Source organism: Streptomyces noursei (genome assembly GCF_016917755.1).
Taxonomy (GTDB): Bacteria; Actinomycetota; Actinomycetes; order Streptomycetales; family Streptomycetaceae; genus Streptomyces; species Streptomyces yunnanensis.
Genome location: NZ_CP070326.1, coordinates 1,749,623 through 1,772,730, shown reverse-complemented (window position 1 = coordinate 1,772,730; position 23,108 = coordinate 1,749,623). Strand labels below are relative to the sequence as shown.

21 protein-coding genes and 1 pseudogene are annotated in these 23,108 nt (G+C 74.1%); 17 read left to right on the top strand and 5 right to left on the bottom strand.

Annotated elements, in window-relative coordinates; genetic code table 11:
* The first annotated feature begins 44 nt into the window (after nt 1-44).
* The 6 genes from JNO44_RS07580 (at nt 45) to JNO44_RS07555 (ending at nt 5,397) form a co-directional block, all read left to right on the top strand.
* On the top strand, nt 45-1,280 hold the full coding sequence (locus JNO44_RS07580) for a sensor histidine kinase (protein ID WP_240167474.1): 1,236 nt from the start codon (nt 45-47) through the stop codon (nt 1,278-1,280).
* A gap of 59 nt (nt 1,281-1,339) precedes the next feature.
* Nucleotides 1,340-1,987 (top strand): response regulator, encoded by a 648-nt coding sequence (locus JNO44_RS07575; RefSeq protein ID WP_205369485.1) that lies wholly within the window; start codon nt 1,340-1,342, stop codon nt 1,985-1,987.
* 120 nt (nt 1,988-2,107) lie between these two features.
* A complete protein-coding gene (locus tag JNO44_RS07570; protein WP_205362443.1) occupies nt 2,108-3,124 on the top strand; it encodes a DUF418 domain-containing protein in 1,017 nt (338 codons plus the stop codon).
* A 244-nt stretch (nt 3,125-3,368) separates the two neighbouring features.
* Nucleotides 3,369-4,085, top strand: coding sequence for an HNH endonuclease family protein (locus JNO44_RS07565; protein ID WP_235095937.1), 717 nt, complete (start codon nt 3,369-3,371; stop codon nt 4,083-4,085).
* Complete coding sequence (locus JNO44_RS07560) at nt 4,082-4,375, top strand: hypothetical protein (protein WP_205362442.1); 294 nt, start codon at nt 4,082-4,084, stop codon at nt 4,373-4,375. The genes JNO44_RS07565 and JNO44_RS07560 overlap by 4 nt, the downstream gene beginning before the upstream one ends.
* Before the next feature lie 161 nt (nt 4,376-4,536).
* Entirely contained in the window at nt 4,537-5,397 is an 861-nt protein-coding gene (locus JNO44_RS07555) for a S1 family peptidase (protein WP_205362441.1), read from the top strand.
* Nucleotides 5,398-5,665: 268 nt separating this feature from the next.
* Here the strand turns inward: JNO44_RS07555 and JNO44_RS07550 are convergent, their stop codons facing one another.
* Nucleotides 5,666-6,097: a protein-tyrosine phosphatase family protein gene (locus JNO44_RS07550; RefSeq protein ID WP_205362439.1), complete on the bottom strand. Its 432-nt coding sequence runs from the start codon at nt 6,095-6,097 to the stop codon at nt 5,666-5,668.
* A gap of 429 nt (nt 6,098-6,526) precedes the next feature.
* Here JNO44_RS07550 and JNO44_RS07545 point away from each other — a divergent pair, with 429 nt between their 5' ends.
* The 6 genes and pseudogenes from JNO44_RS07545 (at nt 6,527) to JNO44_RS07525 (ending at nt 11,948) form a co-directional block, all read left to right on the top strand.
* Nucleotides 6,527-6,706, top strand: coding sequence for a hypothetical protein (locus JNO44_RS07545; RefSeq protein ID WP_205362437.1), 180 nt, complete (start codon nt 6,527-6,529; stop codon nt 6,704-6,706).
* A 244-nt stretch (nt 6,707-6,950) separates the two neighbouring features.
* Nucleotides 6,951-8,204 (top strand): helix-turn-helix domain-containing protein, encoded by a 1,254-nt coding sequence (locus JNO44_RS07540; protein WP_205362435.1) that lies wholly within the window; start codon nt 6,951-6,953, stop codon nt 8,202-8,204.
* On the top strand, nt 8,201-8,752 hold the full coding sequence (locus JNO44_RS07535) for a hypothetical protein (protein ID WP_205362434.1): 552 nt from the start codon (nt 8,201-8,203) through the stop codon (nt 8,750-8,752). Before JNO44_RS07540 ends, JNO44_RS07535 begins: the two co-directional genes overlap by 4 nt.
* A 398-nt stretch (nt 8,753-9,150) precedes the next feature.
* Nucleotides 9,151-11,010: pseudogene (locus tag JNO44_RS07530) on the top strand (ABC transporter ATP-binding protein); the annotation flags it as partial.
* A complete protein-coding gene (locus JNO44_RS45095) occupies nt 10,984-11,538 on the top strand; it encodes an NUDIX domain-containing protein (RefSeq protein ID WP_240167951.1) in 555 nt (184 codons plus the stop codon). The pseudogene JNO44_RS07530 and the gene JNO44_RS45095, both read left to right, overlap by 27 nt.
* Before the next feature lie 233 nt (nt 11,539-11,771).
* Nucleotides 11,772-11,948 (top strand): hypothetical protein, encoded by a 177-nt coding sequence (locus JNO44_RS07525; RefSeq protein WP_167390850.1) that lies wholly within the window; start codon nt 11,772-11,774, stop codon nt 11,946-11,948.
* A gap of 50 nt (nt 11,949-11,998) precedes the next feature.
* Here the strand turns inward: JNO44_RS07525 and JNO44_RS07520 are convergent, their stop codons facing one another.
* Nucleotides 11,999-12,988, bottom strand: coding sequence for an ArsR/SmtB family transcription factor (locus tag JNO44_RS07520; RefSeq protein WP_205362433.1), 990 nt, complete (start codon nt 12,986-12,988; stop codon nt 11,999-12,001).
* A 205-nt stretch (nt 12,989-13,193) separates the two neighbouring features.
* Here JNO44_RS07520 and JNO44_RS07515 point away from each other — a divergent pair, with 205 nt between their 5' ends.
* On the top strand, nt 13,194-14,477 hold the full coding sequence (locus tag JNO44_RS07515) for an alpha/beta hydrolase family protein (protein ID WP_240167473.1): 1,284 nt from the start codon (nt 13,194-13,196) through the stop codon (nt 14,475-14,477).
* Nucleotides 14,478-14,545: 68 nt separating this feature from the next.
* Here the strand turns inward: JNO44_RS07515 and JNO44_RS07510 are convergent, their stop codons facing one another.
* From JNO44_RS07510 to JNO44_RS07500, 3 genes are all read right to left on the bottom strand, one after another.
* Nucleotides 14,546-15,067, bottom strand: coding sequence for an AAA family ATPase (locus JNO44_RS07510; RefSeq protein ID WP_205369471.1), 522 nt, complete (start codon nt 15,065-15,067; stop codon nt 14,546-14,548).
* A 419-nt stretch (nt 15,068-15,486) separates the two neighbouring features.
* Nucleotides 15,487-16,686, bottom strand: coding sequence for an NAD(P)/FAD-dependent oxidoreductase (locus JNO44_RS07505; RefSeq protein WP_205362432.1), 1,200 nt, complete (start codon nt 16,684-16,686; stop codon nt 15,487-15,489).
* Complete coding sequence (locus tag JNO44_RS07500) at nt 16,683-17,003, bottom strand: bifunctional 3-phenylpropionate/cinnamic acid dioxygenase ferredoxin subunit (RefSeq protein WP_039638513.1); 321 nt, start codon at nt 17,001-17,003, stop codon at nt 16,683-16,685. Before JNO44_RS07500 ends, JNO44_RS07505 begins: the two co-directional genes overlap by 4 nt.
* A 282-nt stretch (nt 17,004-17,285) precedes the next feature.
* Here JNO44_RS07500 and JNO44_RS07495 point away from each other — a divergent pair, with 282 nt between their 5' ends.
* From JNO44_RS07495 to solA, 4 genes are all read left to right on the top strand, one after another.
* The gene (locus JNO44_RS07495; RefSeq protein ID WP_039638514.1) at nt 17,286-18,029 is read left to right on the top strand and encodes an IclR family transcriptional regulator; all 744 of its coding nucleotides are present in this window, start codon (nt 17,286-17,288) and stop codon (nt 18,027-18,029) included.
* Nucleotides 18,030-18,283: 254 nt separating this feature from the next.
* Nucleotides 18,284-19,369 (top strand): S-(hydroxymethyl)mycothiol dehydrogenase, encoded by a 1,086-nt coding sequence (locus JNO44_RS07490; protein ID WP_205362430.1) that lies wholly within the window; start codon nt 18,284-18,286, stop codon nt 19,367-19,369.
* A complete protein-coding gene (locus JNO44_RS07485) occupies nt 19,366-21,879 on the top strand; it encodes a GcvT family protein (RefSeq protein ID WP_205362428.1) in 2,514 nt (837 codons plus the stop codon). Before JNO44_RS07490 ends, JNO44_RS07485 begins: the two co-directional genes overlap by 4 nt.
* Before the next feature lie 30 nt (nt 21,880-21,909).
* Nucleotides 21,910-23,097, top strand: coding sequence for an N-methyl-L-tryptophan oxidase (gene solA / locus JNO44_RS07480; RefSeq protein ID WP_205362426.1), 1,188 nt, complete (start codon nt 21,910-21,912; stop codon nt 23,095-23,097).
* Nucleotides 23,098-23,108: the final 11 nt, after the last annotated feature.

Here is a 23,108-nt window from a genome sequence, read left to right as displayed (position 1 = left end):
TTCGGCCGACCCGCCGCGGGCGGGCGCTTCCGTAGCCTGCCGGAGTGGAACCGCACGCACCCCTCCCGCGCCGTGCCCGATGGACGGCCACCGGCGCGCTGTACCTGCTCCTCGTCCTGCTCTGGCTCGCCGACTGGGAGAGCCTGCAACCGCTGACCGGATACCCGCACACCGCGGCGGACTTCGTCGCGCTCGCCGCCGCACCGCTCTTCGCGGCGCTGCTGCTGGCGCCCCACCGGTGGCTGTCCGTACGGCGCCGTGCCGCGATCGCGGCGGCCGCCTCGTGGGCGGTGACCCTCGCACTGGTCGCGCTGCCCGTCCGCAGCGCCGCCGGGAGCTGGGGACTGCCGGAGACCGCGGCGCTGCTCGGCCTGCTGCTGGGCACCGCCCGCCGGGCCGCCCCCGCACGAGCCGCCGTCGTGCTGTGCGCCGCGCTCGGCACCGCCGTCGTCGCGGCGCCGCTGCGCCTGCGGCACTACGGCGACCTCGTCAACTACGCCTTCGTCCTCACCCTCGCCGTCGGCGCGGCGCTCGGCCTGGGCTGTTACCTCCGCGCCCTGGACGCCCGCCGGGCCCGCGCCGTCGCCGCGGTCCGGCAGGGCGAACGCCTTGAACTCGCCCGCGACCTCCACGACTTCGTCGCCCACCACGTGACCGGCATCGTGGTCCAGGCCCAGGCCGCCCGGACGATCCGCGAGACCGCCCCCGAACGGGTCGACACCATGCTGCTCGGCATCGAGCGGGCGGGCCTGGAGACGCTGGACTCGATGCGCCGCCTGGTACGCGTCCTCCGCGAGGAGGAGGGCCGCGGGGTGCGCCCCGGAGAGCTGTACGCCGGGCTCGCCGAACTCGCCGCCGACTTCGCCCGGCGCGGCGGCCCGGACGTCACCGTCCGGATCGACGCCGCCGCCCGCCGCGCCCGCCTCGCGCCCGAGGTGGAGACCTCCGTCCAGCGCGCGGTCCAGGAGGCCCTGACCAATGTGCGGCGGCACGCGCCCGCGGCGGCCACCGTCACCGTCCGCGCCGCCCTCCGCGGCGGGCAGCTGACCGTCGAGGTGCACAACGGCCCGGCGGCCGAGCGCGCCGCCGCCCCGGCAGGCGGTCGCGGCGGCTTCGGACTGGTCGGCCTGCGGGAACGGGCCGAGGCGGTCGGCGGCGCGCTGACCGCCGGGCCCACCCCCGAGGGCGGCTGGCAGCTGACCGCGTCGTTCCCCGTGCTGGACCCGGGACCCGGCGCGGGACCGGATGCCGAAGGCGGCATGGCACGATCGGACCCGTGAGCCCTTCCCTGCCGTCCCCACCCGCGCTGGAACCCGCGCACCGGCCCCCCGCGACCCGGGTGCTGATCGCCGACGACCAGGACATGGTCCGCACCGGCTTCCGGCTGATCCTCGACGCCCAACCGGACATCGAGGTGATCGCCGAGGTCCCCGACGGCGCGGCATGCGTGGAAGCCGCCCGCCGGCTGCGCCCCGACGTCTGCCTGGTGGACATCCGGATGCCCGAACTGGACGGCCTGGACGTCACCCGGATCCTCGCCGGACCGGACGCCACCGATCCACTGCGGGTCGTCGTGGTGACCACCTTCGACCAGGACGACTACGTCTACGGCGCCCTTCAGGGCGGTGCCTGCGGCTTCCTCCTCAAGGACGCCGGCCCCGGGCTGCTGGTGGAGGCCGTCCGGGCCGCGGCCCGCGGCGATGCGCTGGTCTCCCCGTCGGTGACGGTACGGCTGCTGGAACGGCTCGGACCGCACCCCGGCCCGGCCGCCGACGGACGCCCCGCGAGCCCGCTCACGGACCGGGAGACGGACGTGGCCAGGCTGGTGGCCCGGGGCCGCACGAACCAGGAGATCTGCCAGGAGCTCTATGTCTCCCTCGGCACCGTGAAGACCCACCTCGGGAGCATCCAGACCAAGCTGGGCGTCCGCAACCGCGTGGAGATCGCCGCCTGGGCCTGGGAGACCGGCACGGTCCGCTCCCGCTGACCGCCGCCCGGCCCCCGCGGCGGCGCTGGGCGCGGCATCGGCCGTTCGGCCGAGGGCCTCCGCACGATTCCGGCCGAACGGCAGAGGTCCCGCGCACCCCCGCCGGCCGACGGTGGAACCATGCAGCCGACCACCGCCACCGCACCGCCCGCACCGGCCCGGCCCCCGGGCCCCGCCGCCCGCCGCATCCGCGCCCTCGACGCGCTCCGCGGATTCGCGCTCTGCGGCATCCTCCTGGTGAACATCCCGCAGATCACCGCCATGGCCTTCGGGCCGCGCCCCGGCGAGCTCCACCCCGTCCGCGCGTTCCTCGACCTCGCCGTCCAGGAGCGCTTCTTCCCGATCTTCTCCTTCCTCTTCGGCATCAGCTTCGCGCTCTTCCTCGACGGTGCCGCGCGCCGCTCGGACCGGCCGCGGCTGCTCCTCGTACGGCGTCTGATCGCGCTCGGCCTCCTGGGGGCGGCGCACCAACTGCTGCACCCCGGCGAGGCCCTGACGCCCTACGCGATCTTCGGGCTGCTCGTGCTGCTGCCCGCCACCTGGCTGCCCACCCCGCTCGTCCTGGCCGCCGGCGGCGGCCTCACCCTGGCCTCCGTGACGCTCGCCTCGGGCGGCCTGGTCACCATCCCCGGCCTGTTCCTGCTCGGCCTCGCGGTGGCCCGCCTGGGCGTGCCGCGCGCCCTGGAGCAGCGCACCGGCACGCTCGTCGCGGTGCTGGCGGTGGCCGCGCCCGCCGCGGCGGCGGCGCTGTGGTGGCAGTACGCCACCGACCCCGCCGATGCCCACGCCACCCGGATCGCCGCCGCGGCCGGGCTGCTGGCCGCCGTCGCCTACGCCGTCACCCTGCTCCTGCTGTTGCGCACCCCGCTGGGCACGGCGCTGTCCGCCGTCCTCGAACCGCTCGGCCGCATGGCGCTCACCAACTACCTGGCCGCCACCCTCCTGGTCGTCGCGGCCGCCCCGCTCCTCGACCTGCGGCACTCCCTCCGCTGGGGCACCGCCATGCTCCTGGCCCTGGTGATCCTCACTCTCCAGACGCTCTTCAGCCGCTGGTGGCTGGCCCGCTTCCGATACGGCCCGGCGGAGTGGTGCCTGCGCACGGTCACGTGGTGGGAACGGGTCCCCAACCGCCGCTGAAGGCCGGTGCGTTGGCGGATACGGTGTCGGGCGGGTGCCAACGTGATGGCGTCGGCACCCGCCCGCCGGGAATCCCTTTCGCCAGATCCGATTCCCGATCCGATTTCACCCCGTATTTCCTGCGAATCGCACAGAGCCTTATACTCACTCGCTTACTCAACGGAATGCCGGAAACCCGAATTTACCCACCAAGGAGTGAATTTCGGGATGCCGAACCGTTTCGCCTGGTGATGCTCTCCGGGTGTTGACCAACGCATGGTGGCGCCGCGTCGCCACCACAACAGCCCTGATCGCCGCCGTGGTTCTGCCGAGCGCGTCGACGACCGCGACAGCCGCCCCGGATCCGCAGACCACCCTCGCCTCCGCGTCGCGGCCCGCGGAGACCGCATTCGACGCCGTTCCGCTGAGACTCCCCGAGCCACCGCCGGTGGGCGCGGTGCGCACCGAACTCGCCGGACTGCACGTCGCGAAGCCGCATTCGATGGAGGGCTACAGCCGCGCGAAATTCCCGCACTGGATCAACCAGTACGGGAAATGCGACACCCGAGAGGTCGTCCTCGCCAGGGACGGTGAAGACGTCAAGCAGGACGAGGAGTGCCGGGCCATTTCGGGGGCATGGTTCAGCGAATACGACGCGGAGGTTTTCCACAACTCCCGCCAGCTCGACATCGACCACGTCGTCCCGCTGGCGAACGCCTGGCGTTCCGGTGCCGACACATGGACCACCCCCGAGCGCCGGAAGTTCGCCAACGACCTCGTCCACTCCCAGCTGATCGCGGTGTCGGCCCGCTCCAACCGGTCGAAGGGCGACCAGTCCCCGGACCAGTGGGCCCCGCCCCGGCGTGCCTACTGGTGCACCTACGCCCGCGCCTGGACCGACGTCAAGCACGTCTACCACCTCAACGTCACCGAACCCGAGAAGGCCAAACTCACCGAGATGCTGGACACCTGCGCACCGTGACCACCTCCGATCCCGACACACTCACCGACCGGGTCACCGCCGGTCCCGGTGGCGCGATGACGGTTCAGGTCGGCGTCATCACCGGCGACCTGACCATCACCACCACCGACCGGGGCGACGGCACGGCCCAGGTCGTCATCCACTACACCGGAGCCGAGGACCGCTACGACCTCGAAGGGGGCCCGGTCCGGATCCCACCCGGCGGCGTGGGCGTGCTCCACCGGGCCGTGCTCGAAGCGGTACGCGCCGGTGGTGCCGCCCAGATGCCGGGGACCGCCCCACGCCCCTGACGCTCCCCGTGACATTCACCGCACTCGTAACTTCCGATATTTCTGTGTCAGTTGTTGCTGCAGTGGTGTCAAATGACTCAAGTGGCCAGTGTGGCCACTTGAGTCTGCATGTTTGAACGGGGAGTTCATACGTGGAACGTCGAAACACATCCATATCTGCCATGAAGCGGACGGGACTTGCGGCGGCCTCGCTCGCCGCGACCGTCCTCGCCGGGGCACTGGCTGCCACGGGGACGGCGGCCGCCGCGCCCGCCGACAACGCGCCGAAGATCATCGGCGGCGGATCGGCGCCGGCCTACTCCTTCATGGCCTCGATCCAGGGAGGAGGGGCGGAGGACCCGACCCGCCACCGCTGCGGCGGCGGCCTCATCGGCGACGACTGGGTGATCACCGCCGCGCACTGCGTGACCCTGCCGGGCAAGGACGGCAAGCCCTTCGAGATCAAGCCGGCATCGCAGTTCCAGCTGCGCATCGGCTCCAACGACCGCACCACCGGCGGCACCCTGACCGGTGTCGACCGCATCGAGGTCCACCCCGCCTACGTCGCGTCGGACGACCGCAGCTCCGGATCCGACCTGGCGCTGATGCACCTGAAGACCAAGGTGGCGCAGCGACCCGTCGCACTGGCGGGTACGGCGACCGCGGCCGGCACCCCGGTCCGGGAGATCGGCTGGGGTTACGACGACCCGGCGAGCGCCGGCGACTACAGCAAGCTGCCGAAGCTGCTCAAGCAACTCGACACCAGGACCATCCCGGGCGACACGCCCAAGTGCGTCAAGAACCCGGCGAACGGGAGCGACGCCTGGGGCATCCGCGCCGGCGATGTGTGCGCCGACAACCCCGAGAACACCCTCGGTCCCTGCAACGGCGACTCCGGTTCCCCGCTGCTGCGGTGGGCCGCCGGCCGTTGGGAGATCGTCGGCGTCGACAGCCGCGGGGTCGGTTCGACCTGCGGTACGACGCCGGACATCTACACCGAGATCCACGCCTTCAAGAAGTGGGTGAACGGCGTCCGGGGCTGACCGGCCCGAAGGGACGCGCTGACAAGCGGGGGTTCGGCCGAACGGCCGGGCCCCCGCGCCCCGTTCGGCCCCGGAGCGGCGTGGCGTCGGCACGTGCGTCGCCCGATTCTCAGGGATACCACCGACCACTGACAGCGGCCCCCACTTCGCACCCGCGAACCATGCCGGTCATGCGCAGGACGCAGCCCTCGCCGGAGCGCCGGAGCGCACTCCTCGACGTACGGGCGGCAGAAGTGGCATGCGACGGGAGGGAGTTCGACGGCCGCCGCTATGCCGTGAAGCGGCGGACGTACCGCTTCTGCCAGGGGGTTTCCACGGCGTGCCGGTCGTAGTTCCGGCGGACGAACTCCACCGCCTCGTCGGCCGGGACGCCGTCGAGTACGGCGAGGCAGGCCAGCGCCGTGCCGGTCCGACCGCGCCCGCCGCCGCAGGCGAACTCGACGCGTTCCCCCGCCGCTCGCTCCCACGCGTCGCGGAGCACGTGCTGCGCCTGTGCGCGATGGCGCGGCAGTCGGAAGTCCGGCCAGAGCAACCATCGTGCCTCCCAGGGGACTTCGGGCGGTTGCTTGCCGAGGAGGTGGACGGCGTAGGAGGGTGTCGGGCCGGCGGGGAGCTGGTGGCGCAGGCCGCGTCCGCGGACCAGACGGCCGGAGGGCAGTCGCAGGACTCCGGGGTCGGTGGTCTGCCAGGTCTCGATCACCTGTTCACCCTACGTCGCCCGCAGGCGCGTTCAGGGGGAAACCGCGGGAACAGGGCGAACGCCCCTTCCGCGGCGCGGAATCCGAACGGGCGTTGCGGCGGGAGTCGGATTCGCAACTGGAAAGACAACGGCAACCGCAATCGTGCCAATAACCGACTGTAGCGTTGGTGGATGGGTTCTGTGACGATGTACCGTCCCGGGAACACGAGGTGGCCCTGGCAAGGCTCGGAACCGGCGCCAGGGCCACTCATTCGCATCCCACTCGATCAAGGAGGACAGATGCCCCCTGACCGAACACCTCGCTGGCGCCCGAGGGCAGCCCAGTTGAGGCGCTACGAAGCTAACATCCCTCGCGGGGGCCCGGTTGAAACCGGGGGCCGGCGTGACTTCCCGGTCAACGACCGGGCGGGCACCCGGTCCGCGGCCCGGTTGGGCATCCGGTGCGACGTCCAACTCGCCGTGCCGTGCGGTGCGTTCCTCGCGATTCCGTATCTGGGGAACGTCCTGGTGCAGGGTGCCGACACCCGTTGGGCGTCCGCCGTGGCGCTGGCCGGGCTGATCGCCATCTGCCGTTCCCGTCTCCGCCACCAGCGCCGACGCGCCGGCTGACCCGGTGCGGCGCGCAGCCGCCCGGTCCTGGTGAGACGCGCTCGGACGGTGGTCCGAGACCTGGGCCCGCCGTGGCGCCGGAGATCCTTCCGGCGCCACGGCGGGCCGCCCGGCACGGTGCCGGGGTCGTGACGCGGCGCCCGACGGCCCGCGGGGCGCGACTCCGATGCCCGCCGGCAAACCGCAAATCGCCCATTTCTGCGGCGAGTTCACGGTGGCACATCCCCCAGAAGGATTACAGCTGATGACTCCTAAGGATCCTGGATCGGTCCCCTGCGCGAGGGCCGGCTGCCCCAACACGGTGGAGAGCGGATCCGGCCCGGGGCGGCGTCGGAAGTACTGCGGCGACGCCTGCGGCCGGGCCGCCCGCAAGATCCGCAGCTCGCGGCGGACACCGGAGGCCAGGTCGCACGACGAGGACGCCCTCCAGGTCGCCAACGACATGGCCTGCCGGATCGCGGTGCTGCGGACCCAGATACGCGACGGCGACGCCCTCGCCGGGCTCCGGCAGGTCGTCGAGCTCACCAGCGACCTCGACCACGTCACCGCCGCAGTGGTGCAACAGGCCCGCGACCGCGGCCACAAGGGACCGGCGATCGCCGAGGCCCTGCGCATCACCGTGGACAAGGTCGGCCGGTCGTACACGGCGGAGCGGATCGTCCGGAAGATGACCAAGCGCCGCGAGCGGCGTGCGGCCACCCTCGCCGCCGTCCCGGTGGCGCTGCCGGCCGGCCGGGCCGAGCCGCCGCCCTGCCACGCCCGCCCGGAGCAGTTGACCGCCCCGCCCCGCCTGGAACCGCCGTCCGCCGCCCGCGCGGACGGCGAGCGCCGTCGGGTCGGCGCCGTCCGCACCGCCCCGCAGCGCGGCGCGTACCCGGAGGGCGAGGGCGGCGGCGAAGGCGGGGGAAGAGACGGCGACGGGGGCGCGGGCGGCGGCACGGCCGGGCCGGGTGGCGGACCGCCGGGCCAGGACTCCCGCACCGCGCTCGCCTCGGCGCTGTCCCACCTCCAGCGGGCCAGCGACAAGACCCTCCGGGCCCTGGCCGACGAGGCGCGGGTGAGCGCCTCGTACATCTCGCGGATCCTCTCCGGCGAGCGCAGCCCCTCCTGGAAGGTCACCCGCCGGCTGGTGCACGCCTGCGGCGGCGACCCGGAGACCGTCCGCCCGCTGTGGGACGCCGCGCACGGACGGCGCCCGGCGCGCGCCGGGAGCCTGCACGCGGCGCTGCGCGGGCTCTATCTCTCCGCGGCCTGCCCGGATCCCACCCAGATCTGCCTCTCCAGCGGGCACGCCCTGAACGAGCGGGAGGTCGCCGGCCTGCTGCACGGCTCCCTCGTCCCGGACTGGGAGACCGTCGGCACGGTCGTCGGCATCCTGCACGGCCGCCCGGACGACATCCGCCCGCTCTGGGACCACGCCCGACTCACCCAACTCGCCCGCCGTACCTGCGGGTTGGTGTCCGAACGTCGCACTCCGCGTGCCGAGGCGTTCGGATGACGCCGCCGCCCTCCCGTGCGCCGGCCCCGGCGAGCCGGCGGTCCGCGGCCCCCGCCGCCCCGCCGGCGGTCACCCTGCCGCCCGCCTTCGAAGCCTTCTACGCCCTGCACTGCGGGCGCTACCTCGACTACGCCCTGGCCCACGCGGCGGAACCGGCGGCCTCCCGGATCCTGGGCGAGGCCATGGGCGAAGTCGCCATCCGCTGGGCCGACATCGTCCGCCGGCCCAACCCGGCCGCCTGCGCCTGGACCCTGGTGAGCACCCGCATACGGCAGCGCGGCGGAGGCCCGGGCCCCACCCTGGAGGAGGGCGCGTTACGTCGCCGTGCGCAGCCGGCGCTCCGCCATCCCGCCCTGGAATACGACGCGTTCGTCCTGCACGAGGTGCTCGGCTACTCGGTGGAGGACGCCGCGGAGGCGATGGGGGAGGAGGCCAGCCGGGTCCGCTACGCCCTGGCGACGGGGTGCCGTCGAGCGCGGTCGGGGGCGGTGCGGCGCCCGCCCGGGAGCCGCGCACCGAGCCCGGCTCGCAATACCCCGCAGGAGTGACCCGAGCTGTTCGAGTGGTCGTCGGCGCCCGGACGTCAGATCTCCCACGGCTTCCCGCGGGCGGGGGAACGTCTGTGCAATGTCTGCCCCTGGATTACCCGTTACGGGGTCCGCGGCAGGCCGTTCTGTAGGGCACCTGTGCCCATCGACCGCCTCGGAGAGAGCGGGGCGGGCCGGCGCCCGTGTCCGGGCGCGGTCCGGTTCCGTTCGAATTCCTCTCCGGTGGCCCGTCCGGGCGCGGCGCGCGGTTGACACCGCGGGAGCCGGGACGGCGCGCCCTGCGGGCCCGGCCGGCCCGGCCGCGAGCACCAGCCGATGACCGTGGAAGGGGAACAAGAGCGATGCGCAGAACGCGAGTTGGGGGATACGGCCGGGTACGGAAGGAGAAACCCGCGTCGGTGGCCGGCGGGGTGACGAGCGGGGAGGAGCTCCAGTACGTCGACCGCACCGGCAGCCGGGAGCGGGCCGCGCGGCAGATCCGCCTGGTGGACATGGCGCGCCGACTGCCGCAACTGGTGCGGCGGTCGGTCACCCTGGCCTGGCGCACCGACCGCGCGGCGGCCCTGGGACTGCTGGTCTGCCAGGCGGCCTCGGGGGCGTTGCAGGCGCTCGGACTGCTGGCGGTCAGCGGGACGATCACGGCGCTGCTGACCGGCGGGGACATCTACGGCCGGCTGCTCGGGGCCTGGCCGTCGGTGGTTCTGCTGGCGGTCGCCGCCGGGGTGCGGGCGGCGCTCGGCATCGTGGTGGTCTGGCTGTCGTCCAGGCTGGGGCCGCAGATGTCCCGGGAGGCCGAACTCCGGCTGCTCCAGGCGGTGACCGAGGTCGAGCTGACGGCCTATGACGCGCCCGGCTTCACCCACCGCAAGGAGGCCGCCGACCGCGGTGCCGAGATCGCCCAGGACCTGGTGGGGGAGGGGCAGGACCTGATCGCCTCGCTCGCCTCGCTGGCGGCCGGCGCGGGTGTGCTGACGACGCTGCACCCGGCGCTGTTGCCGCTGTTGGCGCTGGCCAGTCTGCCCCAGGCGGTGGCCCAGGTGGGTGCGGCCCGGGTGCGGTACCTGGCCCGGCTGCGGGCCGGTGGCGACTACCGGCTGCTGTCGATCCTGCGCTGGCACGTCTGCGACCGGTACGCCGCCGACCAGGTACGGGCCGGCACCATGGCCGACTTCCTGATCGGGCGCTACCGGCAGATCACCGAACGGATCAACCGCGCCGACCGGCGCGCGGCCGACACCGGGGCACGGATGTCCGCGGCGGGCGCGGTCTGCGGCGGGCTGGCCTCCACCGCGGTCTGGGCGGCGGTGGTGTGGCTGCTGGCCACCGGCGGGATGACCATCGGGCACGCCGGTACCGCGGTGTTCGCGCTGCAGACGGTCGGCACGGCGCTGCGCGGCCTGGTCGCCGGGGGCGCCCGCATCATGCGCACCGGGCTCTACATGGACGACTGGTCGGAGTTCCTGGCGGAGGCCGGCGGCTTCCGGATGCGCCGCGGCGACGTCGTGCCCGCCGCCCCGCAGGAGATCCGCGTCCAGGACCTCGTCTTCCGGTACGAGGAGGCGGCCCAGGACGCGCTGCGCGGTGTCTCGTTCACCCTGCGGCGCGGCGAGGTCATCGCCCTGGTCGGCTACAACGGCAGCGGCAAGACCACCCTGGCCAAGCTGCTGAGCGGGCTGTACCTGCCGACCACCGGCACGGTCACCTGGGACGGCGTGCCCACTGGCGACCTCGACCCGCAGGCGATGTGGGCGCAGGTCGCCCTGGTGCCCCAGGACTACGCCCGTTGGCCGTTGACCGCCCGGGAGAACATCACCCTGGGCCGTCCCACCGAGGGCGGCGACGCCGACGTCCGCGACGCCTGTGCGCGGTCCGGTGCCGACGAGGTGATCGCCGAACTCCGGGCCGGGCTCGACACGGTGCTGGCCCGCGACTGGCTCGGCGGACAGGAGCTGTCCGGCGGGCAGTGGCAGCGGATCGCCCTCACCCGGGCGTTCCACCGCCGGGCCGGGCTGCTCGTCCTGGATGAGCCGACCTCCGCGCTGGACCCGCTCGGCGAGCACCGCATCTTCGCCGGTCTGCGGGAGAGCGCGGCGACCCGTGCGGTGGTCCTGATCACCCACCGGCTCACCAACGTGGCGGTGGCCGACCGCATCCTGGTCCTGGACAAGGGCCGGGTCGTCCAGCACGGCACCTTCCCCGAACTGGTCGCCGAACCAGGGCTGTTCCGGGACCTGTGGGCCTACCAGCACACCCGGGAGACACACCGGAACGCGGCGGGCGGGCCGATCGTCACGGAGGCCGTCCCGCTGGCTCCGGCCGATCCGGCGGACGCCCCGGCCCCGGCCGACCGGCCCGTCGTCACCGGCACCGCGGCACTGCTGGTCAACGACCGGGGCCAGTACCTCCTCCACCTCCGGGACGCCCACAAGGAGATCCACGACCCCGGCACCTGGTCGCTGCCGGGCGGCGCCCCCGAGCCGGGCGAGACCGCACACGAGGCGATCGCCCGAGAGCTGTGCGAGGAGGCCGGGTTGGTGGTGCCCGACCTGGAGCCGTTCGTGCTGCTGCGCCGCTCGGGACCGGACGGCGTCCTGCGCGGGCACATCCAGGTCTTCCTCGGGCACTGGAACGGTGACGCGATCGCGTTGCCGCTCACCGAAGGGGTGATGCTGCACTGGTTCGACGCCGGGACGCTGCCCCGGCTGACGATGTGCGACTGGGCGGCGGAGGTCGTCCGCCGACACCAGGACGAGCTGTGCGGGGCCGTCGAGGGCGCCCGCGGCTGAGGGAACGGGCCCGGACCGCCGCGCCGGCGGTCCGGGCCCGGTTCGGCGCGGGCGTTCCGGATGTCGTTTGCCTGGTCGCGAAAGTGAAGCGCGCAGGACTGACTTTCGGTCAAGTATGGCCAAGGGGGCGTCGGTCCCTTCCCTCTCGGCGCACGTTCCGTAATAGGTTTCCTACCCACCGCAGTCGGCGGGAGTGGCCCGCCGCCGGGGTCTTTCCGTCCACGGAGGAAGCGATGCCGCAGGGAACCATCGTCCTGTTCAACAAGAGCGACTGTGTGGGCATCATCGCCGACGAGCACGGCGAGCGGCTCCCGTTCTCGGGGATGGAGACGCAGACCACCGACGTCGGCCAACAGGTCGTCTTCGATGTGCACGGCGCGAAGGCCACCAATGTGATGGCCCTGCGCTGACGGGCCGGTGGCCGCGGACGACGTCGCCCCCGGGCCGTCCGCGGCCACCACTACACCGGTGGCGGGCCCGCCGGCCGGCCGCGCTGGACGAGCAGGGTTCCCAGCGGTGTCCGGCGGTGCAGCACCGCCCGGCCGGCCCGCTCCGTGGTGATCAGGCCGGCACCCCGCAGCGCCGCGGTGTGGGTCGAGACCGTGGCGTTGCTGACGCACAGCCGGCGGGCGAGCGCCCCGGTGGTGTGCTCCGCCGCCAGGACCAGCAGGATGTCCAGACGGGTCCGGCCCAGCACCGCGGCCAGCGCCTCGTCGGCGCCGCCGGCCGGGGACGGCGGAAGGGGAAGCCCCGGCCCGGCCGGATAGGTCACATACAGCGGGTGGCCGGGCAGCTCCGCGAGGAGCGGCGGGCCGGTCCGGTGGAAGGTGGGGACGAGGACCACCCCGCGGCCCCGCAGCTCGATCTCGCGGTGCGCGGTGGCGGACGTGAACTCCCAGACGCCGTGGTGCAGTCGGGCATCCTGGGTGAGAGTGCTCAGCGCCGCGCCGAGCCCGTGCTCGGCGACGGTCAGGGCGTGACGGGTGAACTCCGCGTGGTGCAGGTCCTGGATCAGTGGCCAGACGGGACGCAGGACGGCGTCGAAGGCGGCACGTCGGGCCCGGCTGAGCAGCCGCCAGGCGTCGGCGTCGCCCCGGTGCAGGCCATGGACCCAGCGTGGGGCCGGCGTCGGCTGCCCGGCGTAGACCCGCTCGATCTCGGCACGGACCACCTCGGGTCCGGTGGCCCGGACGGACTCCAGCCCCTCCGCGAGGTCGTCGCCGAACTGGTCGAGGAAGCGCGGGGCCCGCAAACCGGGGACCAGGTCCCCGAAGGGCTCGGCGGCCGGCGGCAGGGCGCGCAGCGTCCGCTGCCGCCAGCGCCCGAGGAGCGGCGCGGCGTCGCGACGGCACATCGTGCCGAGCGCCACGTTGAGTTCCTGGAGCGGGGCCGGTCGGGGCGCGAAGCGGACCCGGGCGAAGTCCGCGGCCGTGAAGTGGATCCGGATCATCGCGCCCCCTGCCGCCCGGCGCCCCGCCCCCGGTGGCGCCACCCTTTCGGCCAGACCCTAAACGATTGCCGCTCTCCGGCCCCGGCGCCAGGCTGTCGGTGACGGCCGGGCCCCCGCAGCGCCACGAGGCGACAAGCGCGGTGCGGCCGGGCCGAGTTGGCGACGGGGGCCGGAGGGGCCCCGGCGGAGAGGAGTGCGGGGAGCGATGTCGGTGCGGAGGGGCGAGGAGCGCGCGGATGCCGGTGGGGGAGGGGTGGCGCGGCGGGCCGTCACCAGGTCGGCGGTGATGCTGACGGCCGGGGCGCTGCTCGGAGGCGGCGCCGTGGGTACCGCCCGGGCAGGGCAGCCGGAGCGGGAACGGGCCCGGGCGTGGGTGACGCCCCGTTTGCCGGCGCCGAGCGGGCCGCACCCGATCGGCGCCACCACGCTCTATCTGGTCGATCCGGACCGGTCCGACCCCTGGGAGCCCGGGATCGGTGTACGGGAGCTGATGCTCACCGTCGTCTACCCCGCCCGGGACGTGCCCGGCCGCCCGGTGGCCCGGCAGATGACCGAGGCCGCCGCGGCACTCTTCGCGCAGATCGACGTCGCCGTGCACCACCTGCCGACAAGTGGCGTGAACTGGGCGGCCACCACGACGCACGCGCACCTCGATGCGCCCGCGCGGGAGGTACCGGGGCCGGTGATCCTCTACTCCCCGGGCGGTGGCGACCCGCGCACCCTGGGCACCGGCCTGGCGGAGGAACTCGCCAGCCACGGCGCGGTGGTCGTCGCCCTCGACCACCCCGGCGACACCAGCGAGGTGGACTTCCCCGTGACGCGGCCGGGGCGCCCGGAGCGGGTCCGGACGACCGTGCTCCGGGCCGATCCCCGCACCGACCCCGGCCTGTTCCGCACGATGATCGGGACCCGGATCGCCGACATCCGGTTCGTCCTCGGGCAGTTGGCGGTGCTGGCCGCCGGCGGCAACCCGGACGCGGCAGGGCGGGCGCTGCCGCCGGGCCTCGGCCGGGCACTGGACCTGGGGCGGACCGGCGTCTACGGCCACTCGGCGGGCGGCACCGCCGCGGCCCAGGCGCTGTTCGAGGACCCGCGGATCCGCGCCGCGGTCGACCTGGAGGGCTATCTGGACCACCCGGGCCCGGCTCCCGGTCGGCCGGGGGAGCTGTTCCCGGTCGCCCGATACGGGGTGGACCGGCCGCTGCTGCTGCTCGGCAGCGCGGGCTTCCCGCACCGGGGAGAGCTGGCACGCTCCTGGTCGGCGGTGCGGGCGCGCTCGGGCGGTCGGGTCCACCGGGCGGAGATCGCCGGGGCCGCGCACTGGGTGTTCACCGACTACGCGGCCCTCGCCCCGCAGCTGCAAGCCGCCGGGCTGATGGCCGCCGACGACCGTCGCGCACTGGTCGGCCCGATCGGCCCGGCGGAATCCGTGCCGCTGGTGCGCGGGTGGGTGCGGTCCTTCTTCGCCCGGCAATTGCCGCGGCGGTGACGGGGGTGACGGCGGCGCGACCGGTGGGAGGACACGGGGGTGCCGCCCACCGGTCGCGGCCACGGCTGTCAGGCCACCGCGCCCTCGGTCCACGCCCGGCCGAGGATGGCGTCCACCGTCTCCTCGACGGTCTGCTGGGTGGTGTCCAGCCACAGCCCGAGATCGCGGGGCGTCTCCGCGCGCAGCAGCACGTCCAGGTCCCGCACGCTCCAGTCCGGCCCGTACGCGGTCTTGGGCCGACCCGCCTCGCGGGCCGCGACCGCCTCCGGGTCGGGCAGCAGGGCGACGACGGCGAGCGGGCGGGTCACGATGTCGGCGGCCAGCTGCGCGAGGTGCTCGCCGAGGAGGATGTCCTGGACGACGACGGTGAAGCCGGCCCGGGCGTACTCGTCCGCGCAGGCGGCCGTCAGCCGGTGGCGCAACCGCAGTTGGGCGAGGGCTTCCTCCCCCGCATCCGGGGTCATGCCGACCTGGCCGCGGACGATGTTGCGCCGGAAGCCGTCACCACGCAGATGCACCGCCCGGGGCAGCCGCTCGGCGAGGGCCTGCGCCACGGTGGACTTGCCGGCGGCCTGGATGCCGGTGATCACCACAATTCCGGGCGCGAGCCAGGGGCCTTGCGGGGTGGTCCGGGTGGCGGCGGTGGGGGAGTCGCTCGTGGTCATGGTGCCGATTATGTCCGCCGCCGTCCCGCCGTTCCGCCGAATTATCCGCGGGGACAGGGAGACCACGACCGGGCCGCCGAGCAGCAGCCCCGCGCCGCCCGCCGGCAGTGCGTACGCGCTTTTGCCGAGCCGGTGTCGGCGGTCCGCCGTCATGGTCCTCGCTCCGACGTGCCGGGCAGGATCCGACGTCCGGAGCGCTGCGGCGGAGCGCCCGACGGGGCCTGCGCCCGACGGTGGCCAGTCGGGGGCCGCGGTCCGCATCGGGGAAGCTCCCAACTTCCCTCAGCAGAGGCGGCGTTGGGTGGTGGTTTCGTGCGGACGGTGGGAGGCGGGCTGTCGGGCCGTCAGCCGGTGGGGGCGGGTTGGGTGGCCCGGGCGAGTTCGCGGCGCAGGCGCGCGAAGGGGCGGGGGCGATTGAGGGCGAGCAGGGCGGTGGTGCGGCCGTCGCGTTCGTAGCGGGCGAGGAAGCTGCGGTCGTCCGGGGAGCCCTCGATGATGCGGGGCACGTCGCCGGACCGGCGGTGGCCGGCGAACTGGATGCGGACGCCGTACTGGTCGGACCAGAAGTAGGGGAGTGCGCGGTGGGTGCGGGCGGTGCGGCCGGCGAGGAGGTTGTGGACGGCGGTGGCGGCCTGTTCGGTGGCGCTGGTCCAGTGTTCGGCGCGGGCGCCGGCCACGTGGGCGACGTCGCCGGCGGCCACGATGGCGGGGATCGGGGTGACGCAGCCGGCGTCGCAGCGGACGCCGTCGCCGAGCGGCAGGCCGGAGCCTTCGAGCCAGTCGGTGGCGGGGCGCACGCCGATGCCGGTGACGACGACGTCGGCGGAGAGCAGCCGGCCGTCGGCGAGCTCGACCGCCGTGACCCGGCCGTCGGCGCCCGCCCGCAGCCCCCGGACGCCGGTGCCGGTGAGCAGGGCGACGCCGTGGTCGCCGTGCAGCCGGGCGCACAACTCGGCCATGGATTCCCCGAGTTGGGGGACGAGGGGCAGGGGCGCGGCCTCGACGACGGCGACCTGGTGGCCGAGGGCGGCGCAGGACGCGGCGACCTCGGCGCCGATGAAGCCGCCGCCGATCACCACGACCCGGGTCGGGCCGCCGCGGGCCAGGTCGGCGCGCAGGGCCCGGGCGTCGTCGAGGGTGCGCAGGGTGTGCGAGCCGTCCGGTGCGGGGCCGGGCAGGCGGCGCGGTGCGGCGCCGGTGGCGAGCACGACGCCGTCGGTGGTGAGGGTGCGTCCGGTGTCGAGGCGGACGGCGCGGTGGCGGGTGTCGAGGGCGGTGGCGCGGGTGCCCAGGAGCCACTCCGCGTCGAGTCCGGCGAGCTCTTCGGTGTCGGTGAGGGCGAGCGGCCCTTCGGCGGCCGGGTCCGCGTCGCCTTCCGCGGTGGCCGGCGCGGTGAGGAACTCCTTGGAGAGCGGCGGGCGGTCGTACGGGCGGTGCGGTTCCGCCCCGACGATCGTCAGGCGGCCGTCGTAGCCCTGGGCGCGCAGCGCCCGGGCGGCGTACAGCCCGGCCAGCGAGGCTCCGATGACGGTGACCGACTTCATGCGGCGGTGTCCTCCTCGGCCGTGCGGTGGACGTAGACCATGCCGTCCTCGACCGTCACGGGGTGGGTGCGGACGGGGCGGCGGGCGGGCAGGCAGGTCGGTGCGCCGGTGCGGAGATCGAATGAAGCGGCGTGCAGCGGGCATTCGACCAGACACCCCTCCAGCCAGCCGTCCGCGAGTGAGGCGTCCTGGTGGGTGCAGGTGTCGTCGATGGCGTACAGCTCTCCGTCGGCGTTGAAGACGGCGATCGGAGGCGTGGTGTCGAGGCGAACGGACTCGCCGGCGGGCAGGTCAGCGAGGTGGCAGACGGGTATCACTGGGCCCCCCTATTACTGTTCGGTACTATCGAGTTTCGCAATCCGCACGACAGAGCGTCATACGCAACAGAATCCAGTCGGGGGCCGGGCGCGTCAAGCGGTCCCCGGAAATGCCGGCCCGATCGGGCCGCTGGATGGTGGCAGCGAGCTGGGTGGTGACACGGACCTATGACGAAAACGGCTAAGTCGGAGGCGCGGGCGGAGAATCAGCCGGCGGGCAGGCCGGACGGGAAGCCGCGCCGGGCGGTGGCGGGAAAGCCACCCAGAGGCGCGGCGAGCGCGGTGCAGTCGGTGGACCGGGCGGTGACCGTGCTGGAGATCCTGGCCAGACTCGGCGAGGCCGGGGTGACCGAGATCGCCGACGAGCTGGGCGTGCACAAGTCGACCGCGTTCCGGCTGCTGGGCGTGCTGGAGAACCGCGGGCTGGTCGCCCAGGAGCAGGAGCGCGGCAAGTACTACCTCGGCGCGGGGGTGTTGCGGCTGGCCGGGGCCGCGGCCGTGCGGCTGGACATCTCCCAGGAGGGCGCGGTGGTCTGCCGTACGCTCGCCGACGAGCTGGGCGAGACGGTCAACATCGCGGTCATGGAGAGCGACGCCGCGGTCAACATCATGCAGGCCCGCGGCCCGGCGTCGGTCACCGCCCAGAACTGGCTCGGCCGCCGGACGCCGCTGCACGCCACGTCCAGCGGCAAGGCGCTGCTCGCCTACCAGCCGACGCCGGTCCAGGAGGCCGTGCTGGCCCGGAAGTTGCCGCGGCTGACCGAGCGGACCGTGACCTCCCCGGTCGAGCTGCGCGATCAGCTCGCCGAGGTCGTCGAGCGGGGCTTCGCGGTCGCGGTCGAGGAACTGGAGCTGGGGCTGCGCGCGGTCGCGGCGCCGGTGCGGGCGCACGACGGCTCGGTCATCGGCGCGATCAGCGTCTCGGTGCCCGCCTACCGGTTGGACGCGGAGCGGCTGCCGGAGGTGGTCAAGCGCACCGTCGCCGCCGGTGTGGAGCTCTCCCGGCGGATGGGGTACGCCTGTTGACCGGTTCCGGGCGGTGCGGGCGCGGCGCCCGTTGACCGCCTGTTGACGGCCGTCCGGAGCGGGGCCGGGTCGCGCGACCCGGCCCCGCTTTCGCGTGTGCGGGGCGTGCGCGGCCGGCGCGCCGTGCGTCCGCGTGCGTAACCGGTCGTTGACGAACGGCTAGCACGTACCTCTTGACGCTGCCGATACGCCGTTCCCACTATGTCTCTCATCGCGCAACCAGTCGTGCAGTGCGCAACACTGAGGGGTTAGGCATGCCACACCAAGTCCATGCCGTCGTCGCGGCGAAGAAGGGCGCACCCGTCGGTCCGCAGATGATTGTGGTGCCCGATCCCGGCCCGGGAGAAGTGCTCGTCGACGTCCAGGCGTGCGGGGTCTGCCACACCGACCTGCACTACCGCGAGGGCGCCGTCGACGACGCGTTCCCCTTCCTGCTCGGCCACGAGGCGGCCGGGATTGTCGAAACCGTGGGCGAGGGCGTCACCGACCTCGCGCCTGGCGACTTCGTGGTGCTCGCCTGGCGGGCCCCGTGCGGACAGTGCCGCTCCTGCCGGCGCGGCCGGCCCTGGTACTGCTTCGACTCCCGCAACGCCGCCCAGCCGATGACCCTCCTGGACGGCACCCCGCTCAGCCCCGCCCTCGGCATCGGCGCGTTCGCCGAGAAGACCCTGGTCGCCGCCGGACAGGCCATCAAGGTCGATCCCTCGGCCCGGCCCGAGGCGGCCGGCCTGATCGGCTGCGGGGTGATGGCCGGCTACGGCGCCGCCGTCCACACCGGGGCGGTCGGCAGCGGCGACACGGTCGCCGTCATCGGCTGCGGCGGCGTCGGCAGTGCCGCCGTGGCGGGCGCCTCGATCGCCGGGGCCCGCCGGGTCATCGCCGTCGACATCGACGAGCACAAACTGGACGGCGCGACCCGCTTCGGCGCCACCCACACCGTCAACTCCCGCCGCACCGACCCGGTCGAGGCGGTCCGGGAACTGACGGACGGTCACGGCGCGGACGTGGTCATCGACGCCGTCGGCCGCCCCGAGACCTACCGCCAGGGCTTCTACATGCGGGACCTCGCCGGCACCCTCGTCCAGGTCGGGGTGCCCGAACCCGACATGGCGATCGAACTGCCGCTGATCGACCTCTTCTCGCGCGGCGGCGCGCTGAAGTCCTCCTGGTACGGCGACTGCCTGCCCAGCCGGGACTTCCCCGTCCTGATCGACCGCTACCTCAGCGGCCGGCTCGACCTCGGCGGATTCGTCACCGAGACCATCGGCCTGGACGGCGTGGAGGCCGCCTTCGGCAAGATGCGGGACGGCCGGGTGCTGCGCTCGGTGGTGGTCCTGTGACCGGCCCGCTGCGCAACCCCGTGGACGCCCCCGTCGTCATCATCGGAGCCGGCATCGTCGGCTGCGCGCTCGCCGACGAACTCACCGCCCGCGGTTGGCGGCGGGTCACCGTCCTGGACCAGGGCCCGCTGCCCGCCGCCGGCGGCTCCACCTCGCACGCCCCCGGCCTGGTCTTCCAGACCGGGCCCTCCAAGACCATGACCGAGTTCGCCGCCTACACCGTCCGGAAGCTCGGCTCCCTCGACGTGGACGGACGGCCCTGCTTCATCCCCGTCGGCGGCCTGGAGGTCGCCACCACCGAGGCCCGATGGGCCGACCTCCACCGCAAGGCCGGCCTCGCCGCCTCCTGGGGCGTCCGCGGCGAACTGCTCGACCCCCAGCAGTGCAAGAAGCTCTGGCCGATGCTCGACGCGAGCCTGCTCCACGGCGGCTTCCACACCCCCGACGACGGACTGGCCCGCGCCCTGCCCGCCTGCCGCGCCCAGATGGCCCGCGCCGAACGCCGCGGCGCCCGCTTCCTGGCCCGGCACACCGTCACCGGCATCGAGCGGGCGGCCGGCCGCGTCACCGGCGTCGTCACCGACCGGGGCGTCTTCCCCGCCGAGCACGTCGTCTCCGCCGCCGGCTTCTGGGGGCCGGTGATCGGCGCCCTGGCCGGGGTGGACGTACCGCTGCTGCCGCTGGCCCACCAGTACGCCACCACCGCGCCGCTGCCCGAACTCGCCGGCACCGACGCCCCGCACGGGGGTCCCCTCCGCTCGACGGAAGCCGAGGGCCCGGGGGAAGAGGCCGTCCGGCCGATCCTCCGCTTCCAGGACCGCGACCTCTACTTCCGCGAGCACCTCGATGCGACCGGGGGCCGACTCGGCATCGGTTCCTACGCCCACCGCCCCATGCCCGTCGACCCGTTCACCGTGCCGGCCTACGACGACGCCCCCGTGATGCCGTCCTCGCTGCCGTTCACCGAGGAGGACTTCGCGCCCAGCTGGCGCGACAGCGTCGAGCTGCTGCCCGCCCTCGGCCGGTCGCGGATCGCCGACGGCTTCAACGGCGTCTTCTCCTTCACCCCCGACGGGATGCCGGTGCTCGGGGAGTCCCGCACCCTGCGCGGCTTCTGGCTCGCCGAGGCGGTCTGGGTCACCCATTCCGCCGGCGTCGCCAGGGCCGTCGCCCAATGGATGACCGACGGACGCCCCGACACCGACATCCACGAATGCGACCTCACCCGCTTCGAGGACGCCCAGCGCTCGCCCGCCTATATAGAGGAGCGCGGCGCCCAGAGCTTCATCGAGGTCTACGACGTCGTTCACCCCCTCCAACCCATCGAACGCCCCCGCCCCTTGCGCACCAGCCCCTTCTATCCGCGCCAACAGGAGCTCGGCGCGTACTTCCTGGAGGCCGGCGGCTGGGAGCGCCCGCACTGGTACGAGGCCAACGCCCCGCTCGCCGAAGGGATCCGGCTCCCCGAACGGGACGCCTGGTCGGCCCGCTACTGGTCGCCGATCGCCGCCGCCGAGGCCGCCGTCACCCGCGAGCGGGTCGCTCTCTACGACATGACCCCGCTGCGCCGCCTGGAGGTCACCGGGCCCGGCGCGCTGGACTTCCTCCAGCGCATGACGACCAATCAACTCGACAAGAAGCCCGGCGCGGTGACCTACACGCTGCTGCTCGACGAGGCCGGCGGCATCCGCTCCGACCTCACCGTGGCCCGCCTCGCCGCCGACCGCTTCCAGGTCGGCGCCAACAGCGGCGCCGACCTCGACTGGCTCCTGCGGCACGCGCCCCACGACGTGCACGTACGGGACATCACCTCAGGGACCTGCTGCATCGGCGTCTGGGGCCCGCTCGCCCGGGACCTCGTCCAGCCGCTGACCCGCGACGACTTCTCGGCCGCGGCCTTCGGCTACTTCCGGGCCAGGCAGACCCATCTCGGCCATGTCCCGGTCACCGCCCTGCGCCTGAGCTACGTCGGCGAGCTCGGCTGGGAGCTCTACACCACCGCCGACCTGGGACTCCGCCTCTGGGACACGCTCTGGGAGGCCGGCCGGGAGCTCGGTGTGATCGCCGCCGGCCGCAGTGCCTTCAACAGCCTCCGCCTGGAGAAGGGCTACCGCTCCTGGGGCCACGACATGACCACCGAGCACAATCCGTACGAGGCCGGACTCGCCTTCGCCGTCCGCCCCGCCAAGGGCGCCTTCCTCGGCCGGGCCGCCCTGGCGGGCCTCGACGAGGGGACCGTCGCCCGCAAGCTCACCTGTCTGACCCTCGACGACCCGGCCGCCAACGTCCTCGGCAAGGAACCCGTCCTCCTCGACGGCGCCCCGGTCGGCTATGTCACCTCCGCCGCCTACGGCTACACCGTCGGCCGCGGTATCGCCTACGCCTGGCTGCCGGCCGCTGCTGCGGTCCCCGGTACCGCCGTCCACATCGAGTACTTCGGGGAGAAGGTCGCCGCGACCGTCGCCCGGGAGCCGCTCTTCGACCCGCAGATGACCCGCATCCGCCGCTAGGTCGTGTCCGCACGACGAAGGAGCGTCCGCATGGCCCCCACCTACGACGTCATCGTCCTCGGCCTCGGCGGGATGGGCAGCGCCGCCGCCCACCACCTCGCCGCCCGCGGCGCCCGGGTCCTGGGCCTGGAGAAGTTCGGCCCGGTGCACAACAGGGGCTCCAGCCATGGCGGTTCCCGGATCACCCGCCAGTCCTACTTCGAGGACCCCGCCTACGTCCCGCTGCTGCTGCGCGCCTACGAGCTGTACGAGAAGTTGGAGCGCGACACCGGCCGGCAGATCGCCACCCTCTGCGGCGGCGTGATGGTCGGCCGCCCGGACAGTCGCACCGTGCGCGGCAGCCTGACCTCCGCCCGGCAGTGGGACCTCCCGCACGAGATGCTCGACGCGAAGGAGATCCGCCGCCGCTTCCCGACCCTCACCCCCGCGCCCGACGAGGTCGCCCTGCACGAGGCGCGCGCCGGCCTCGTCCGCCCCGAGAACACCGTCGCCGCCCACGTCCAGCTCGCCACCCAGGACGGCGCCGAGCTGCACTTCGAGGAGCCGGTCACCCGCTGGGAGGAGCTGCCCGGCGGCGCCGGAGTCCGCGTCCACACCCACGAGAACGCCTACACCGCCGGCCAGTTGGTGATCTGCCCCGGTGCCTGGGCACCCCGGCTCCTCGCCGACCTCGGCGTCCCGGTCACCATCGAGCGGCACCTCATGTACTGGTTCGCCCCCCAGGGCGGCACCGTTCCCTTCGTCCCCGCGCGCCATCCCATCTACATCTGGGAGGACGCCCACGGCGTCCAGATCTACGGCTTCCCGGCCATCGACGGCCCCGACGGCGGTGCCAAGGTCGCTTTCTTCCGCAAGGGCACCGTCTGCACCCCCGAGACCATCGACCGCACCGTCCACGACCACGAGGTGCGCGCCATGGCCGATCAGCTCGGTCCGCGCATCCCCGCCCTGCCCGGCCGCTTCCTGAAGGCCGCCACCTGCATGTACTCCACCACTCCCGACGAGCACTTCGTGATCAGCCGCCATCCGGCCCACCCGGAGACCGTCACCGTCGCCTGCGGCTTCTCCGGCCACGGCTTCAAGTTCGTCCCCGTCGTCGGCGAGATCGTCGCCGACCTCGCGCTCACCGGCGCCACCGCGCACCCCATCGACCTGTTCGCCCCGTCCCGCCGCCTCGCCGGGGAGAGCCCCGGCCGGCCCGCCGCCCCGGTCGCCTGAGGAGAGCAGCC